The organism is Daejeonella sp. (genome assembly GCF_044232565.1).
In the GTDB taxonomy this organism is placed as follows: domain Bacteria; phylum Bacteroidota; class Bacteroidia; order Sphingobacteriales; family Sphingobacteriaceae; genus Daejeonella.
Window position 1 is genome coordinate 1 of sequence record NZ_JBIILQ010000040.1, and the last position, 16,095, is coordinate 16,095.

19 protein-coding genes and 1 pseudogene are annotated in these 16,095 nt (G+C 35.9%); 17 read left to right on the top strand and 3 right to left on the bottom strand.

Annotated features, from left to right (window positions below; genetic code table 11):
* The 3 genes and pseudogenes from ACILQF_RS03890 to ACILQF_RS03900 form a co-directional block, all read right to left on the bottom strand.
* Positions 1–467 (bottom strand): annotated as a pseudogene (locus ACILQF_RS03890) (N-acetyl-gamma-glutamyl-phosphate reductase); the annotation flags it as partial.
* Positions 468–470: 3 nt separating this feature from the next.
* Positions 471–1,661, bottom strand: a complete 1,191-nt coding sequence (argG, locus tag ACILQF_RS03895; RefSeq protein ID WP_395626101.1) for an argininosuccinate synthase — start codon at positions 1,659–1,661, stop codon at positions 471–473.
* A 3-nt stretch (positions 1,662–1,664) separates the two neighbouring features.
* Complete coding sequence (locus tag ACILQF_RS03900; protein WP_395626102.1) at positions 1,665–2,390, bottom strand: GNAT family N-acetyltransferase; 726 nt, start codon at positions 2,388–2,390, stop codon at positions 1,665–1,667.
* Positions 2,391–2,984: 594 nt separating this feature from the next.
* Here ACILQF_RS03900 and ACILQF_RS03905 point away from each other — a divergent pair.
* The 17 genes from ACILQF_RS03905 to pyrH all read left to right on the top strand — a co-directional run.
* Complete coding sequence (locus ACILQF_RS03905) at positions 2,985–3,332, top strand: DoxX family protein (protein ID WP_395626103.1); 348 nt, start codon at positions 2,985–2,987, stop codon at positions 3,330–3,332.
* On the top strand, positions 3,332–3,673 hold the full coding sequence (locus ACILQF_RS03910) for a hypothetical protein (protein ID WP_395626104.1): 342 nt from the start codon (positions 3,332–3,334) through the stop codon (positions 3,671–3,673). Before ACILQF_RS03905 ends, ACILQF_RS03910 begins: the two co-directional genes overlap by 1 nt.
* 61 nt (positions 3,674–3,734) lie before the next feature.
* Positions 3,735–4,085, top strand: coding sequence for a hypothetical protein (locus ACILQF_RS03915; protein ID WP_395626105.1), 351 nt, complete (start codon positions 3,735–3,737; stop codon positions 4,083–4,085).
* A gap of 105 nt (positions 4,086–4,190) precedes the next feature.
* The gene (locus tag ACILQF_RS03920; RefSeq protein WP_395626106.1) at positions 4,191–5,096 is read left to right on the top strand and encodes a prohibitin family protein; all 906 of its coding nucleotides are present in this window, start codon (positions 4,191–4,193) and stop codon (positions 5,094–5,096) included.
* A 48-nt stretch (positions 5,097–5,144) separates the two neighbouring features.
* Complete coding sequence (locus tag ACILQF_RS03925; RefSeq protein ID WP_395626107.1) at positions 5,145–5,924, top strand: hypothetical protein; 780 nt, start codon at positions 5,145–5,147, stop codon at positions 5,922–5,924.
* Between the two features lie 192 nt (positions 5,925–6,116).
* On the top strand, positions 6,117–6,827 hold the full coding sequence (locus ACILQF_RS03930; protein WP_395626108.1) for a pirin family protein: 711 nt from the start codon (positions 6,117–6,119) through the stop codon (positions 6,825–6,827).
* A gap of 308 nt (positions 6,828–7,135) precedes the next feature.
* Entirely contained in the window at positions 7,136–7,891 is a 756-nt protein-coding gene (locus ACILQF_RS03935; protein ID WP_395626109.1) for a methyltransferase domain-containing protein, read from the top strand.
* Positions 7,892–7,904: 13 nt separating this feature from the next.
* Positions 7,905–9,080 (top strand): glycosyltransferase family 87 protein, encoded by a 1,176-nt coding sequence (locus ACILQF_RS03940; protein WP_395626110.1) that lies wholly within the window; start codon positions 7,905–7,907, stop codon positions 9,078–9,080.
* The gene (locus ACILQF_RS03945) at positions 9,067–10,002 is read left to right on the top strand and encodes a glycosyltransferase family 2 protein (protein ID WP_395626111.1); all 936 of its coding nucleotides are present in this window, start codon (positions 9,067–9,069) and stop codon (positions 10,000–10,002) included. The genes ACILQF_RS03940 and ACILQF_RS03945 overlap by 14 nt, the downstream gene beginning before the upstream one ends.
* A gap of 40 nt (positions 10,003–10,042) precedes the next feature.
* On the top strand, positions 10,043–10,780 hold the full coding sequence (locus ACILQF_RS03950; protein WP_395626112.1) for a polysaccharide deacetylase family protein: 738 nt from the start codon (positions 10,043–10,045) through the stop codon (positions 10,778–10,780).
* 49 nt (positions 10,781–10,829) lie between these two features.
* Positions 10,830–11,300, top strand: a complete 471-nt coding sequence (locus ACILQF_RS03955) for a PH domain-containing protein (protein WP_395626113.1) — start codon at positions 10,830–10,832, stop codon at positions 11,298–11,300.
* A 222-nt stretch (positions 11,301–11,522) separates the two neighbouring features.
* Positions 11,523–11,966 (top strand): 50S ribosomal protein L13, encoded by a 444-nt coding sequence (rplM, locus tag ACILQF_RS03960; RefSeq protein WP_395626114.1) that lies wholly within the window; start codon positions 11,523–11,525, stop codon positions 11,964–11,966.
* A 9-nt stretch (positions 11,967–11,975) separates the two neighbouring features.
* Positions 11,976–12,362, top strand: coding sequence for a 30S ribosomal protein S9 (rpsI, locus tag ACILQF_RS03965; RefSeq protein WP_090702659.1), 387 nt, complete (start codon positions 11,976–11,978; stop codon positions 12,360–12,362).
* A gap of 18 nt (positions 12,363–12,380) precedes the next feature.
* Complete coding sequence (rpsB, locus tag ACILQF_RS03970; RefSeq protein ID WP_395626115.1) at positions 12,381–13,235, top strand: 30S ribosomal protein S2; 855 nt, start codon at positions 12,381–12,383, stop codon at positions 13,233–13,235.
* 143 nt (positions 13,236–13,378) lie between these two features.
* Positions 13,379–14,218, top strand: coding sequence for a translation elongation factor Ts (gene tsf / locus ACILQF_RS03975; protein WP_395626116.1), 840 nt, complete (start codon positions 13,379–13,381; stop codon positions 14,216–14,218).
* 154 nt (positions 14,219–14,372) lie between these two features.
* Entirely contained in the window at positions 14,373–15,494 is a 1,122-nt protein-coding gene (nagA, locus tag ACILQF_RS03980; protein ID WP_395626117.1) for an N-acetylglucosamine-6-phosphate deacetylase, read from the top strand.
* 13 nt (positions 15,495–15,507) lie between these two features.
* Positions 15,508–16,095: UMP kinase (gene pyrH, locus ACILQF_RS03985; RefSeq protein ID WP_395626118.1), on the top strand; the 588-nt coding region annotated here is incomplete at its 3' end.

The window sequence follows — 16,095 nt, forward strand, 5'->3', positions numbered from 1 at the left end:
CTCAAATTTCCTGACGCTGCCAAGGGCAATAATCCAAGCTGGATGCAGGTGGCAAAACAACCTGGATTAGCAATATTATTAGCCTTTCTGATTGATTCTCTATTCAATTCTGGCAAACCATAAACGAATTTCCTATCAGAATAGACAGAATTCTTTCTTAAGCGAAAATCTTGAGAGAGGTCAATAATTTTTACACTTTCATTAACCGGATTAGCATCTAAAAATTTCTTAGCATCTCCATGTCCAACGCAAAGAAATAAAACATCAATATTTTGCGAAATACTATCTGTAAATTTAAGATCGGTATCCCCTAGCAGGTCGGCATGGACATCAGAGGCAAGTTTACCAGCATTACTATTACTATGCAAAAAAATAATTTCAGCAAGAGGATGATTGATCAGTATCCTTAGTAATTCACCCCCTGTATATCCAGCGGCACCTGCAATTCCGATCTTAATTGTTTTCATATTTTATTTTTTATCGTTCACTCGATGCCAAATCATTGTCTGGTTACCAAAGATTTTTGAGAAGCCTTTTACATCCTCCCCCGACCATGAATTATTCATTTCGCCATAGCTTCCAAACTTATTCGACATTAGATCATTTTCAGATTCGATACCAACAATTTGGAAACGATAAGGATGTAATTTAACAAAAACTTTTCCATAAACGGTTTCCTGTGAGTTTGAAAGAAAAGCTTCAATATCACGCATAATTGGGTCATGAAACTGTCCTTCATGAAGCCAATTTCCATAAAATGAAGCTAATTGATCCTTCCAGCTAAGCTGCCATTTTGTTAGGGTATGTTTTTCTAGCGTATGGTGTGCTTTGATAATTATCATTGGCGCTGCCGCTTCAAAACCAACGCGACCTTTAATGCCGATAATGGTATCGCCAACATGAATATCGCGTCCAATTCCGTAAGGTTGAGCAATTTCTTGTAATTTTTGAATCGCTTTTACGGGAGTATATTGTTGTCCATCAATCGCCACCAACTCACCCTTTTCAAAGCTAAGTTCAATATCACGTTCTTCAGTTTCAGTAACTTGCGTTGGCCAAGCCTCTTCAGGCAAAGTTTGGTTTGATGTCAAAGTTTCTTTTCCACCAACGGAAGTCCCCCAAATACCCTTGTTAATTGAATATCTAGCCTTCTCAGCAGTATATTCAACACCATGCTGGTTAAGGTATTCAATTTCAGCTTCACGGCTAAGTTTTAGGTCGCGGATAGGTGTTATAATCTCCACATCAGGAATCATAATATTAAAAATCATGTCGAAACGAACCTGATCATTTCCAGCACCAGTACTACCATGCGCAACATAATCAGCACCTATTTTATTCACATATTTGGCAATTGCCGTGGCCTGACTCACACGCTCAGCACTTACAGAAAGGGGGTAGGTTGCATTTTTTAGCACATTTCCAAAAACAAGGTATTTGATGCAGCTCTCATAATAGTTGAGCGTTTCATCAACTACCGCATGAGAAGTAACTCCAAGAGCATAAGCGCGTTGCTCAATTTGCTGAAGTTCTTCATCAGAAAAACCTCCTGTATTTACAATTACGGAGTGGACCTCCAAATCACGATCTTTTGTTAAGTAAATACAGCAAAAAGAGGTATCTAAACCCCCGCTAAAAGCTAAAACTACCTTCTTTTTCATTATTTAATTTTGTAAAAATTTAACCAATACTACACCTATCCCAACAAGTACTTTTAATGAATTGCGCAATTTCTGCTCAATTCGCTCGAGCAAGGATTGCTTTCGAGAAACTTTGTTTAAATGTTCCTCTGCGGCTCTATTTTTAAGTGATTCAGCTTCTTTCATTTTCTGTTCAATCTCTTTTGCCTTTTCAACAGGGTCCCAAAGCATGGCGGTACACATGCAATTTTTGCGATCTTTACTCACAAGAATATCGTAATTCACACAACTCTGGCATCCCTTCCAAAAGTCTTCATCCTGACTAAGTTCGGAATACGTAACGGGTTCATAGCCCAATTCAGAATTGATCTTCATCACAGCTAGTCCAGTAGTTAATCCAAAGATTTTCGCATCCGGATATTTCTTGCGCGAAAGCTCAAAAACTGTTTTTTTGATCATCTTTGCTAGACCATTATTTCGAAAAGATGGATTGACAATTAGACCGGAATTAGCTACAAATGTACCATGACTCCAAGTTTCAATATAACAAAAGCCAGCCCATCTTCCATCTGGATGCAAAGCAATAACAGCCTTGCCTTCTAACATTTTTTGTGTGATGTATTCTGGAGTTCTTCTAGCTATTCCTGTACCTCTAGCCTTAGCAGACTCGGCCATCTCATCACATATTTGTGATGCATAATTAATATGAATTTCTGTTGCCGGTATAACAACAAACTCTTTTTCTTTCATTGATTTAAAGAAAAATCCGGTTTCGAAGCGGAAAAAGAAATGTTTTAATCTTTCCTTTTGTGAATAATCTGATTGATTTTTTTACCGGTAGGAAGGTCCGGCTACCTTTTGATTAATGCCAAGATTCAAGTCCGCGGCATAAAGGGTCGTCGGAAACGCAATACTAACTTCTCAGGCCTAAAATTACTACAAACAATACTTCTCATACAACCCACTTGGGTTAATGATCTTGTATTGGCCTGGTAGTTTAAACTATTCATTTTAAATTTATGAGTGTTTTAGATTTTTTTTACAAAAAAACAAAAAAAATAATGAATAATGCAATAGAGTACGGATAATATTACATTTTTTTAATATGATTTAAACTTAGCATAAAAACTATTGAAATGAAAACTCAAGAATATTTATTCAAAACAGGCTAATCGGAAAAATTTACACCGCATAATAAAATAAACAATCTTAAACACTTATTTTTAGGGCAGTATATCTACCTTCACCAGAAATTAATAATTTTTAAAACTGAAAGTTATTTTTAATCCGCATCAAATAGAAAGTCAATAAAAAAATCCTCCTCAACCCCCAAAAAAAAATACTATGGAAAACTTGGTAATCATTGCCCAAATTATACTTGCATTATCTGTTGCCTACGTTTGGGTATTCAGATTCGATAATATTGTTGTTGAGTTTAAGCATTACGGACTGCCCGATTTAATTCGAAATATGGTCGGTGCCTCAAAAATTGCCTTAGCCACTTTATTAATTACGGGAATTTGGTACACTGATTTGGTTTTATATTCGGCACTTTCAATGGCTTTTTTAATGGTTTGCGCACAATTAGCACACTTTAAAGTTAAAAATCCACTCGCAAAGCATTTGCCTTCATTATTCCTGCTAATTCTTTCATTATTTATTGCGGGTGTTTATGCCGAGATCATTAATTAATGGGCGTGATCTATTTTATTTTAATCTGGTTTTCGGCTTTATCTTTTTTGTTTTACGGTTCTAGCTATTATTTGTCATCACACATGACGGATGAATTTAAACGCTATGGATTGGAAAAGTTTGCATTATTGGTAAGTACTTTGCAGATTCTAGGCGGATTAGGATTGATTGTGGGATTGCAATTTTATCCGGCATTGATTATTTCTTCAGGTGGCTTAGCCTTATTAATGCTTTTAGGCTTTCTTGTGAGACTTAAAATCAAGGATGGTTTTTGGCGCTCATTGCCGGCATTTATGTATTTTGTTATGAACGCTTACCTGTTTTACAGCTCCTTGGTATAGGATAAATTTTGGAACATGACCGTTTTTTAGTATTTTGCCTTTGGAATCAAAAATAATGAGAATGGAAATTAAATCTCTGTTAAAGCCAATTATACTTATAAGTTTAATTTTGACGGCAGCAAGATTAATCGCCACGTATTATTTCGACTTGCCCAATGCATCCACAGATTTGTTGATTTTTATAGATATTCCATTCATGCTTACTTACACCATTATTGCTCTCAGAGAAATATACGGTTCAAGTAATATCAGTTTGTTAGAAAAGATTATGTGGACTATCGGTTTTTTACCTGGTTTAAGTATGTGGATAGCCCTTATTTATCTTTTTTTAGCACGCGAAAGGATTTTAAGAGTGTACAAACTTTTATATGTAGAAACCGAATCACTCACAGATTCCATAATACAACATTGATTTGTAGGGATTAAGTAATTTTCAGCAAAAGAATTTCGATATCTCAATTAATCAAGGCATCTCGCATAAATTAAGCGTAGTTTTAAATAAATAAAAATCAAAATCATGTTTTTAATCATCATTGGAATATTTGTGTTAATTGCTAGTTTTTTTATGGCCTCTCAGGATGGTCAAACCGCTAGATTCAGTACCATTACTCGTATTGGAGCAATTATATTGATCCTTATTGGGGCATCTTTCTCTATGTTTAAAGTGGTTGAATCAGGTGAAGTTGGTGTTAAAACTCTTTTTGGTAAGGTAAATGACGATGTGCTATATAGCGGATTAAATATTGTCAACCCCATGATGAAGGTTACAACTTTCGATGTCAAAACTCAAAATTATACTATGTCTGGCATAAATGATGAGGGAGGAAAAAGTGGCGACGATGCCATTAGAGTCCTTTCTGCTGATGGTCTGGAAGTAATCATTGATCTTTCTGTGCTTTTCAAGGTCAAACCTTCTTCCACACCTGAAATTCTACGTACCATCGGAACAGACTATCTAGATAAGATCGTAAGGCCCATTGCACGTACTGCCATTAGAGATAATGCTGTTTCTTATGATGCTGTAGCATTATATTCAAGCAAGCGCGATGAATTTCAGAATAAAATATTCAATACAATCAATAAAAGTTTTGTTAAACGCGGACTGGAACTGGAGCAGTTGCTGGTTAGGAATATTACCTTACCTCCATCTGTTAAAACCACAATTGAATCAAAGATTAATGCGGAACAAGATGCTCAGAAAATGACCTTTGTACTTCAAAAAGAGAGACAAGAAGCTGAACGTAAGCGTGTTGAAGCTCAGGGTATTGCTGATTATCAAAAAATATTATCGACAGGTTTAAGCGATAAACAACTTCAATATGAAACTATTAAAGCCCAAAAAGAGATTGCTCTTTCACCAAATGCCAAAATAATAATCATGGGAAATGGTAAAAATGCACCCATCATACTAGGCGGGAATTAAATATATTTGTAATCCCTGAATAATCCATCAGGCCTTTACTAATTGTCAGTGAAATCAGAAACACAAGATTCTTTTTTTAAAAGTTTTGATCTTGAGCTAGCAATACCCGCGAAATTTAATTTCTTGAAAGATGGTAAACCGCATCCTCTTTGTCTTTTAGCAGCCGAAGAGTTACAGGAATATCTTAAACATCAAAGCGATTGGAATCATAATTTCGGATTAAGTCCCGAACAAGAAGGTTTCATTATTGGCAAAATGTTTGGTGTTTTAGTTGTGAAAAGCTCTCAAAGTAAGCTAGGTTATTTAGCAGCATTTTCTGGAAAACTTGCAGGTGGAAATCACCATTCCAAATTTGTGCCTCCAGTGTTTGATAGTCTGCAAGAAGGCAGTTTCCTAAATAATGGAATGGCCGAACTGAGCCAAATTAACAATTCAATAAAAAAAGTTGAACATGCAAAATCAGAAGGTTATTTAGAAGTGGTTCGATTACTGAAACTAGATCGCAAAACACACTCGCATAACCTTCAGAATGAGCTATTTAATCACTACAGATTCTTAAATAAACACGGTGAAGCCAAAAGCCTGAATGAGCTTTTCAAAGCTGCATCCTATAAAAATCCGCCTGCAGGAGCGGGAGAGTGCGCGGGGCCCAAACTTCTACAATACGCATTTCAACACAACATGCAGCCCTTAGCAATTGCCGAGTTTTGGTGGGGTCAATCACCAAAGTCGGCGCAATGGAAACACAAAAATTACTACCCCTGTTGCAAAGAAAAATGTGAACCGATTTTAGCACACATGCTAGAAGGAATAGAATTTGATAATTGATAAAAAAATATTCTGTTTCAAAATCTTTCATACAAACTTCTTTAATGTGTTACAACTAATTCAATCCTATAAAGTGCTTTTGCTTTTCTGAAGAAGTTACAAAATGACGTATTTTTGTTTAATTAAGATTGTTCTTATGTTAGCGAACAAGCAGATAATTACGGTTTTGTATAAATTTTGAATTTAAGCACAATGAAAACAGCACTTCATAAAGCTGAGACTCGCGGAAACGCAAACCACGGTTGGTTACATAGCAGACATAGCTTCAGCTTTGCAGGATATCATGATCCGCAAAGAATGAATTTCGGGGTATTGCGGGTTTTAAATGATGATATCGTTGCTGGAGGAATGGGTTTTGGTGCCCACCCACACGATAATATGGAAATTATCTCAATTCCACTGGAGGGCGATCTAGAGCATCAAGATAGCATGGGGAATAAAACAGTTATCAAAAATGGAGACATCCAAGTGATGAGTGCCGGAACAGGGATTAGCCATAGCGAATACAATAAAAATGCTGACAAAGAAGTCAGATTCTTGCAAATTTGGGTGTTTCCAAATAAGAGAAATGTTAAACCTCGCTACGGTCAAATCACTTTAAATTTGGAGGATCGCTACAATAAACTTCAGCAGATATTAAGTCCTAATTCCGAAGACGCTGGAGTCTGGATTCATCAAAATGCCTGGTTTCATCTCGGTAAATTCGATGGAGGGTTTTCCACAGAATATCAAGTTAAGGGAATAGGAAATGGAGTTTACGCATTCATTTTAAGTGGGGATGTACAAATTCACGATCAAAAACTAAATGCCAGAGATGGTTTGGGGATATGGGAAACCGATAAATTTACAATAAGTGCAAGCTCAAATGCAGAAATTTTGTTGATGGAAGTGCCGATGGCTTAATCAATAAAAGCATAAAAATATCTAGCGCATAACAATAAATATCGCTCAGCAAGAATTGGAAACTCTATTGCTGGGCGTTTTTATTTTCAGGCATTTACAACATCATTAACATTGTTTCAACTCAAGCTTAGTGGTTAAAAAGCCAATTTAAATAAACCTCAACAAAATTTTAATGTTCAACTTTTCAGCTAAAATTTTGAATCATGTAATTTTTTTGTTATAATTAAACCTTTTATTAATCAATTCATTGTTAAGTGTTTATAATTTTAAAAAAGGCAATTAACCGAATAGGATTCCGAGTTTAAGAAATGGATAAAAATTACTATAAAGAATATTATGTTTTAGAACGTGAACATTGGTGGTTCAAAGCAAGAGCAAAAATTATTTCCAATCTGATTTCTAAAAGCCTAAAAAACAAAGAAAACAATAAACTTAATATTTTGAATATTGGTGCTGCAACAGGTAAAACCAGCGATATTTTGTCTGAATTTGGAACTGTAACCTCATTAGAATACGACAAAGATTGTTGCGATTTCACAAATAGCGCATTGAATTTGAATAGTATAAATGGGTCTATTTTAGCATTACCATTTCGTGAAGAAGAATTTGATATGGTTTGTGCATTGGATGTTATTGAACATGTTGAAGATGATATTTTAGGAGTTTCAGAAATGAAAAGAGTCTGCAAAAGCGGTGGTTTAATTGTGGTAACGGTCCCCGCTTATATGTTATTATGGAGCAAACATGATGAAGTTAATCATCATTTTAGACGGTACACAATGTCTAGCTTAAAAAAAATATTCACTAAAATAAATTTAACCACTATCCGGGCTACCTACTTTAACACGATTCTATTTATACCAATACTAGCCTTCAGATTATTAAGCAAACTTATTCCAACTAAATTTATAAGAGTAGGCGCTGGTTCTGATGCTACGTTACACAATAACAATAGTATTTCAAGTAAAATTCTGTATCAAATTTTTAAATCAGAATTGGCCTTACTCAAGCTTTTTAATCTGCCCTTTGGCGTCTCTATATTCATTACCTCTTCTAAAAAATAAAGACGAATTTGATATGCACAGTTTTTTAACAAATATCCTATTTAAAAAAAGTATCTATATCAACTCACTATGGTTCATCATTACAGCTTTTGCAATCCTTAAAATATTAACAAGTGGAAATTACAACAACTATTTAATTTTTAAATTTACCTTCTACAGTTTGGTGAATGAACGAAATTTCTTTTTGCCACAACCAGAAAATTTTCAACATTACAATCTCTACGGACCAATTTTTAGTGTATTTATTGCACCATTTGCAATGTTGCCAAATTGGCTGGGTCATACCCTATGGACAATCTTTAATTCATCTGTACTTTTTATTGCTATTAAAAAACTTCCGTTGCCCCCAGAGGCTACTTTAGCAATTATTTTAATTGCTGCGCATGAAAACCTAACTTCCATACTAAGCTCTCAGTTTAACCCAAGTATGACTGCAATTATACTTTTTACCTTTTCACTTATTGTGAAGAAAAAGGATTTTTGGGCAGCTTTTATGATTGTTTTAGGCACATTTATTAAACTCTATGGAATTGTTGGTCTAGCCTTCTTTTTTTTCTCAAGTGATAAAAAGAAGCTGATTTTGGGATTGGGATTTTGGAGCATAATCTTATTTACGCTTCCAATGCTTTTTTCATCCCCAGACTTTATTATTCAATCCTATAAAGATTGGTACTTGGCAGTTTCTCAGAAAAATATCATGAATAGTACTTTAATTACCGATCAGGATATATGTTTAATGGGGATGGTACGTAGAATTTCAGGTGATCATTCCATCCAAAACTGGCCTTTCATATTGGGAGGATTAATCCTATTTATCCTACCTTATTTTAGGGTTTCTCAATTTAAAGAAAACGGTTTCAGACTAATGTTGCTTGCAAGTACATTAATTTTTACAGTTATTTTCAGTACGAGCTCCGAATCACCAACCTATGTTATTGCATTTGTTGGTGTTGCAATTTGGTTTATAATTCAACCCTCACCTAAAAATAAATGGATACTGTGTTTATTCGTATTTGCGTTTTTATTGACAAGTATGTCGCCTTCAGATCTCTTTCCTAAATTTATTAGGAATGAATATATAAAACCTTATTCTTTAAAAGCACTTCCATGCATATTGATTTGGTTTACAATAATTTATCAAATGTTAATCTACGATTTTAAGAATTATAAAAGGTATGATATCGAATAAATTAGTATCAATAGTTTTACCTGCTTATAACGAGTCTGAAAATATTATTAAGGTTTGTTCAGAGATAGATAATATTTTCAAAAAAATAAACTATTCTCATGAGATTATTCTTGTGGCAGATGGGTGCACAGATAATACAATGGAAACCATACAGCATTTGATTGTCAACAATAATCATGTTTTCTTTATTGAATTTTCAAGAAATTTCGGTCATCAATTGGCTCTAAAAGCGGGCCTGGATCATGCCAAAGGTGATTGCGTAATTAGCATGGATTGCGATTTACAACATCCACCAGAACTTATACCCGAATTATTAAAGGAGTGGGAAACGGGCTTTGAGATAGTTTATACCATACGTTTAGAGGATAAAAAACTCCCTTTCGCCAAAAGGATATCATCCAATCTATTTTATAAAACATTGAATAGCCTTTCGGATGTAGAGTTAGAAACAGGTTCAGCAGATTTTAGGCTGATTGATAAAAAGGTGATTTCAGTAATCAGAAACTTTAATGAAAATGAACCATTTTTAAGAGGTCTTTTCAAATGGATGGGTTTTAAGCAAACTTCGATTGAATATGCGCCTTGTCCCCGGCAGTTTGGCAAAAGCAAATACAGCGTCAAAAAAATGCTAAAATTTGCACTTCAAGGTGTAACGTCATTCTCGATTAAGCCGCTCTATGCAGCAACCTATATCGGCTTTACCTTGTCAATTCTCTCAATTTTGTATGTCCCCTATGTTTTATATGCTTACCATTCGGGCAAGGAAGTCTCGGGCTGGTCATCCACTATAATAACCATTGTTTTCTTTGGCGGATTACAACTCATAATTTTAGGGATAATTGGAATTTACATTGGAAAGATGTTTATGCAAGTAAAAAGTAGACCTAACTATATCATACGTTCCACTAACATAAAAGAGTAATATTTTGGTACTGCTAAGTTTTGATATAGAGGAATTTGATATGCCTCTCGAATATAATAAAGAAATCTCCTTTGAAGATCAAATGGAGATCTCCATTAGGGGGACAAACCACATTTTAGATATCTTAGATAAACATCAAATAAAGGCTACTTTTTTCAGCACAGTAATCTTTGCACAGAATGCACCTGAAGTAATTAAACGTTTACTTGATAGTAAACATGAGCTAGCTTCACATGGATATTTTCATTCTGCATTTGATAATACACATCTTGCTTTATCTAGAAAAGTACTTCAAGCGATATCTTCCCAAGATATTATCGGCTTTAGAATGCCCAGAATGAAACCTGTTGATGAAAACGAGGTCAGAAAGGCTGGATATTTGTATAATTCATCCATTAACCCAACCTGGATACCTGGTAGATATAATAACTTATCAAGGCCCAGAACAATATTTGAAACGGCGGGGATTTGGCAGATACCAGCATCAGTGAGCCCAATTTTACGTTTTCCGCTATTCTGGCTCTCTTTTCATAATCTTCCTTTGGCTATTTATGTTTGGTTATCGAAAATTACCCATAAAAAAGACGGCTATTTAAATATTTACTTCCATCCTTGGGAGTTTACAGATCTGAATGATAAAGAGCGCTTTGGTTTTCCAGGGTACGTGAGTAAAAATTCGGGGACAAAAATGATAGAAAGGATGGATAAATTTATAGCTGTCCTAAAAAAAAAGAATTATACCTTCGGCACACTATCTGAATTTATAAATATTAATTAATTGGGTTCAATTTCAAAATCGAGTAAATTGATTTGGTATTTTTTACAATATGGTATATAAAGCCACTCTCGACAAAACCGCAATTATTATTACCATTTTGGTAACTCTCCTCTTTGGAACCTTGATTGTCTTTAATTTTATCCTGCCTCTTGCCATACTATTAATGATTATTTACTTAATATGTCTGCTTTTGAAGCCTCTAAACTATGAGATTACTGGAAATGAGCTAATCATCCGCAGACTGATCAAAAGTGTTCATATTGATAGGTCTGATATTGAAAGCCTGGAATTAATTGACAAAGCTGCACTTTCGGGAACTATTAGAACATTTGGAGTTGGCGGACTTTTCGGATGGTACGGGAAATTTGCCAATAGTCAATTAGGAGATATGACTTGGCATGTAACCCGCAGAGATAAAATCGTATTAATTAATACTAAGGACAGTAAAAAAATTCTTATCAGTCCGGATGAAGCCTTTGCCTTCTTAACAGAATTTAAATCTATTAAGCCTATTTCTTAGTATAATTACCCTACTATTTTACTTCAAACTCAAACACAAAGTTAAAGAAACTTACTATCAAGTCAGAGATGGCGTTGAACTCCGTTCCTAATAAAAGAGCGGTATTTGAAATCAATATCAGAATTTTCAATTTTCCCCTTGTCGATTAATCAAATTGTCGTATCTTTGCAGTCCCTATTTTTAGGGCAATTAATAAATAATACATAATTTAAATTAAAGCAAGTGAATACGTTAAGTTACAAAACTGTCTCTGCCAACAAAGCGACCGCCACCAAAGAATGGGTAGTTGTTGACGCTCAGGGCGAGATTTTGGGGCGCTTGTCTTCTAAGATCGCAATGATCATCAGAGGAAAAAACAAGCCATCGTTCACCCCACACGTAGACTGCGGAGATAATGTAATCGTTATCAATGCAGACAAAGTAAAACTGACAGGAAACAAATTTGCCAACAAGCAATATGTTTCTTACACAGGTTATCCTGGTGGTCAGAAATTCATTTCTCCGAAGGAGTTAATGGCGAAGCATCCTACCCGCGTGGTAGAGAAGGCTATACGTGGAATGTTACCTAAAAACAGTTTGGGCCGTGCATTGTACAAGAATCTGTTCGTTTATGCAGGTACTGAACATCCGCATGCAGCGCAAAATCCTCAAACCATTAAACCGTAATTAAGAGAAATGTCAACTACAAACACTTCAGGAAGAAGAAAAACAGCAGTTGCACGCATTTATCTAACAGATGGAAGCGGCAAGGTTACCGTAAACGGTAAAGATTACAAGGAATATTTTCCAACATTGCCATTACAATACATCGTAATGCAGTCGACCGAAGTTTCTGAATCAACAGGAAAATTCGACGTGATTGTAAACGTTGCTGGCGGTGGTGTTAAAGGACAGGCAGAAGCCGTTCGTTTAGCAATTGCCAAGGCTATTGTAGAGCTAGATCCAGAGAAAAAACCTGCATTGAGAGCTAAAGGTATTATGACCCGTGATGACCGTATGGTTGAGCGTAAGAAACCAGGTCGTAAGAAAGCCCGTAAGAAATTTCAATTTAGTAAACGTTAATCTCAGGAGGATCAGACAATGGCAAGAACAACATATCAGGATTTATTGGATGCAGGTGTACATTTTGGTCACCTTACCCGCAAATGGGATCCGAAAATGGCACCGTACATTTTCATGGAGCGTAATGGCATCCACATTATAGATTTAAATAAAACTTTAACAAAATTAGAAGAAGCTGCTGCTGCGATCAAACAGATCGTAAAATCAGGACGCAAAATCTTATTTGTTTCTACAAAGAAGCAAGCTAAAGATATTGTTGCTGACCAAGCTCGTTCTGTAAACATGCCTTACGTAACCGAGCGTTGGTTAGGTGGTATGTTAACTAACTTTGCTACTGTACGTAAGTCAATCAAAAAGATGTCTAACATCGACAAGATGACTAAAGACGGAACCTTTGATGTTTTATCAAAGAAAGAAAAATTAATGATTCAGCGTGAGCGTATCAAATTGGAAGCACTTCTTGGAGGTATTGCTGATTTAAATCGTTTACCAGCTGCATTATTCATTATCGACGTAAAAAAGGAACATATCTCTGTTGCTGAGGCGATGAAATTAAACATCCCTACTTTTGCAATGGTTGATACTAACTCTGATCCGTCAAATATCGACTTCCCTATCCCGGCGAATGATGATGCAACAAAATCAATCACATTGATTATGGATGTTATCATGAAAGCTATCCATGAAGGATTAGATGAGCGTAAGCGTGAGAAGGATGAAGAAGCTGACAAGGAAGCTGCAGTTGCAAAAGCAAAAGTAGATACTGAAGGCGAAGCAAAAGACGAAGCAGCTACTCCTGGAAAACGTACCCGTAAGGCTACAGGATCTGAAGGTGTTGCAGTTGTTGAGGCTGAAGCAAAAGGCGAAGAATAAGCTTTGCGGAGAATATCCGCATAAATAAGCTAACTATTCTTTACTGAAGCGGATATATTCCGTAAAAAATCAAAATAATTTTAATAATATTCCCTTAGATCCCCGCCCAAGGCGGGGATTCAAAGGATTAAAAGGAAAATAACATGTCTACAGTACAAATTACTGCCGCAGATGTAAATAAATTACGCCAGCAGACCGGAGCAGGTATGATGGATTGCAAAAAAGCATTAACCGAATCTAATGGTGATTTTGAAGCCGCTATTGACAACCTTCGTAAAAAAGGTGCAAAAGTTGCTGCAAGTCGTCAAGATCGTGAGTCAAACGAAGGTGTAGTGATCGCAAAAACAACCGCTGACGGAAAACGTGGTGTGGTAATTGAATTCAATTGCGAAACCGACTTCGTAGCAAAAAACGCTGATTTCGTAGCATTTGCAAACAGCATTGCTGACTTGGCAATTGAGAAAAACCCTGCTTCACTAGAAGAACTAGTTGAACTTGAGCTCAATGGCGAAAAACTAGCTGATACCATCATTTCACAAATTGGTAAAATTGGTGAGAAGGTTGGTGTTTCTAAATTCGAGTCGGTAACTGGTGATAAAGTAATTGCTTACATTCACGGAAATTACCGTCTAGGTGTTTTAGTAGCATTAAACGCTAGCCCAGCAAATGCTGATGAGGTTGGTAAAGATGTTGCAATGCAAATTGCTGCCATGAACCCTGTTGCTATCGATAAAGGTGATGTTGATTCAAAGACAATCGAAAGAGAACTTGAAATTGCTAAAGATGTAATTCGTGCAGAAGGTAAGCCTGAAGAAATGGTTGAGAAAATCGCTGCAGGAAAGCTTAATAAATTTTACAAAGATTCCACCTTACTAAATCAGGAGTTTGTTAAAGACTCTTCTAAAACTGTCGCACAGTTTTTAAATGATGTAGAAAAAGGCCTCACCGTTACCGCATTCAAGCGGGTTCAGTTAGGAGCTTAATACTTTAAATCCTCTCCAAAACGGAGAGGATTTTTTTTGTCTGAAAATTTTTAATCATAAACCAATAAGCTTAAAATACGTATTAAAACACTAATAAATGATTGTTTTTATCGTTAAGCGCTTCATCTGACAATTAATAAATAATAATAAACGGTTGAAAACTGCACTAATAAACGCCACCATATTTACTGGTGAAGAAAAATTAGAAAATAAAGTGATTCTCCTACAGGATGGGCTGATATTATCTATTTGCAATCAGTCGGAGATACCATCAGACTTTCAAATTCAGGACCTAAAAGGCTTATTCCTTGCTCCAGGCCTAATTGATCTGCAGATCTATGGCAGTGGAGGCAAATTATTTAGCTCTTTTCCCGACCAAGATAGTTTGAAGCAAATGGAAGATGATTTACTTTCACAAGGCACCATTGGATTTTTTGCTACGATCGCTACCAATGATGATGAAGTAGTTATAAAAGCCATTGAGGTTGCTAAGGCCTATCGTAAAAATGCAAAAGGAACATTTTGGGGCTTGCACCTAGAGGGCCCTTATCTTAACTCAATAAGAAAAGGCGCTCACCCAGAAAAATATATTAAAAAAGGAACTTTATCAGAAGTCCGTAAGTGGGTAGAATATGCCGATGGGGAAATAAAAATGATTACCATCGCCCCAGAGCTTCAAGACCGAGAATTGATGAATTACTTAAATTCACAAAACATTATTATTTCGGCAGGCCATACCAATGCAACTTATGATGAAGCACTTACATTTTTAAATAATCCAGTTCATGCTGCTACTCATCTTTACAATGCAATGCCACCGATTCATCATAGAGAACCTGGAATCATTCCAGCAATATTTAAGAAAAAACCGTATACAAGCATTGTTGCTGATGGGGTACATGTAAGCTTCCCAATGATTGAACTAGCAAAACGGGAACTGGGTGAAAAATTATTTTTAATTACAGATGCTGTCACTACCAGTAATCAAGGAGCGTATCAACATCTGTTTACTGGAGATCGCTATACGATGCCCGATGGGACTTTGTCGGGGTCATGCCTAAGCATGCTAAAAGCAGTCGAAAATTGTGTAAAAAAGGCTAATATACCAATAGATGAGGCTTTAAGAATGGGGTCAACTTACCCCGCCCTGCTAATAAAGAATAATAAAAATGGACTTTTAAAGTCGGGCTATCATGCCGACATCCTAGTATTTGACAAAAATTTACAATTTCAAAATACCTACTTTTCAGGTATATTAGATAAAACAATTCAATAAATCGATAAATAAGATGAAGTTTAAACGTATCCTTCTAAAATTAAGTGGCGAAGCATTAATGGGCGAAAAGCAGTATGGCATTGATATTGACCGCGTTGCCCAGTATGCAAAAGACATTCAAGCCGTACATGCGAGAGGAATCGAAATTGCATTAGTAATTGGTGGTGGAAATATCTATCGCGGATTAAGCGCAGAGAAAGCCGGTATGGATAGAGTGCAGGCCGATTATATGGGAATGCTCGCAACCGTCATCAATAGCATGGCTTTACAGGATGCGCTTGAAAAAACTGGCGTAAAAACACGCTTACTAACTGCCATAAAAATGGAGCAAATCTGTGAACCTTTTATACGTAGAAGAGCCGTTAGACACCTTGAAAAAGGAAGAATCGTCATCTTCGGAGCAGGAACTGGTAATCCATATTTTACAACCGATACTGCCGCATCTTTAAGAGCTGTTGAAATCAATGCGGATGTAGTTATGAAGGGAACTCGTGTAGATGGTATCTACACTGCCGACCCACTTAAAGATACAAATGCAACACGTTACGATGAAATCACCTTCGATGAGGTGTATAAGAAGAATCTCAATGTAATGGATATG

Excerpts from the sequence above, each read along its gene's own strand:
- argG (WP_395626101.1), bottom strand. The coding sequence starts at position 1,661 with ATGAAAAAGAAGGTAGTTTTAGCTTTTAGCGGGGGTTTAGATACCTCT.
- ACILQF_RS03900 (WP_395626102.1), bottom strand. The coding sequence starts at position 2,390 with ATGAAAGAAAAAGAGTTTGTTGTTATACCGGCAACAGAAATTCATATT.
- ACILQF_RS03905 (WP_395626103.1), top strand. The coding sequence starts at position 2,985 with ATGGAAAACTTGGTAATCATTGCCCAAATTATACTTGCATTATCTGTT.
- ACILQF_RS03910 (WP_395626104.1), top strand. The coding sequence starts at position 3,332 with ATGGGCGTGATCTATTTTATTTTAATCTGGTTTTCGGCTTTATCTTTT.
- ACILQF_RS03915 (WP_395626105.1), top strand. The coding sequence starts at position 3,735 with ATGGAAATTAAATCTCTGTTAAAGCCAATTATACTTATAAGTTTAATT.
- ACILQF_RS03920 (WP_395626106.1), top strand. The coding sequence starts at position 4,191 with ATGTTTTTAATCATCATTGGAATATTTGTGTTAATTGCTAGTTTTTTT.
- ACILQF_RS03930 (WP_395626108.1), top strand. The coding sequence starts at position 6,117 with ATGAAAACAGCACTTCATAAAGCTGAGACTCGCGGAAACGCAAACCAC.
- ACILQF_RS03935 (WP_395626109.1), top strand. The coding sequence starts at position 7,136 with ATGGATAAAAATTACTATAAAGAATATTATGTTTTAGAACGTGAACAT.
- ACILQF_RS03940 (WP_395626110.1), top strand. The coding sequence starts at position 7,905 with ATGCACAGTTTTTTAACAAATATCCTATTTAAAAAAAGTATCTATATC.
- ACILQF_RS03945 (WP_395626111.1), top strand. The coding sequence starts at position 9,067 with ATGATATCGAATAAATTAGTATCAATAGTTTTACCTGCTTATAACGAG.
- ACILQF_RS03950 (WP_395626112.1), top strand. The coding sequence starts at position 10,043 with ATGCCTCTCGAATATAATAAAGAAATCTCCTTTGAAGATCAAATGGAG.
- ACILQF_RS03955 (WP_395626113.1), top strand. The coding sequence starts at position 10,830 with ATGGTATATAAAGCCACTCTCGACAAAACCGCAATTATTATTACCATT.
- rpsI (WP_090702659.1), top strand. The coding sequence starts at position 11,976 with ATGTCAACTACAAACACTTCAGGAAGAAGAAAAACAGCAGTTGCACGC.
- rpsB (WP_395626115.1), top strand. The coding sequence starts at position 12,381 with ATGGCAAGAACAACATATCAGGATTTATTGGATGCAGGTGTACATTTT.
- tsf (WP_395626116.1), top strand. The coding sequence starts at position 13,379 with ATGTCTACAGTACAAATTACTGCCGCAGATGTAAATAAATTACGCCAG.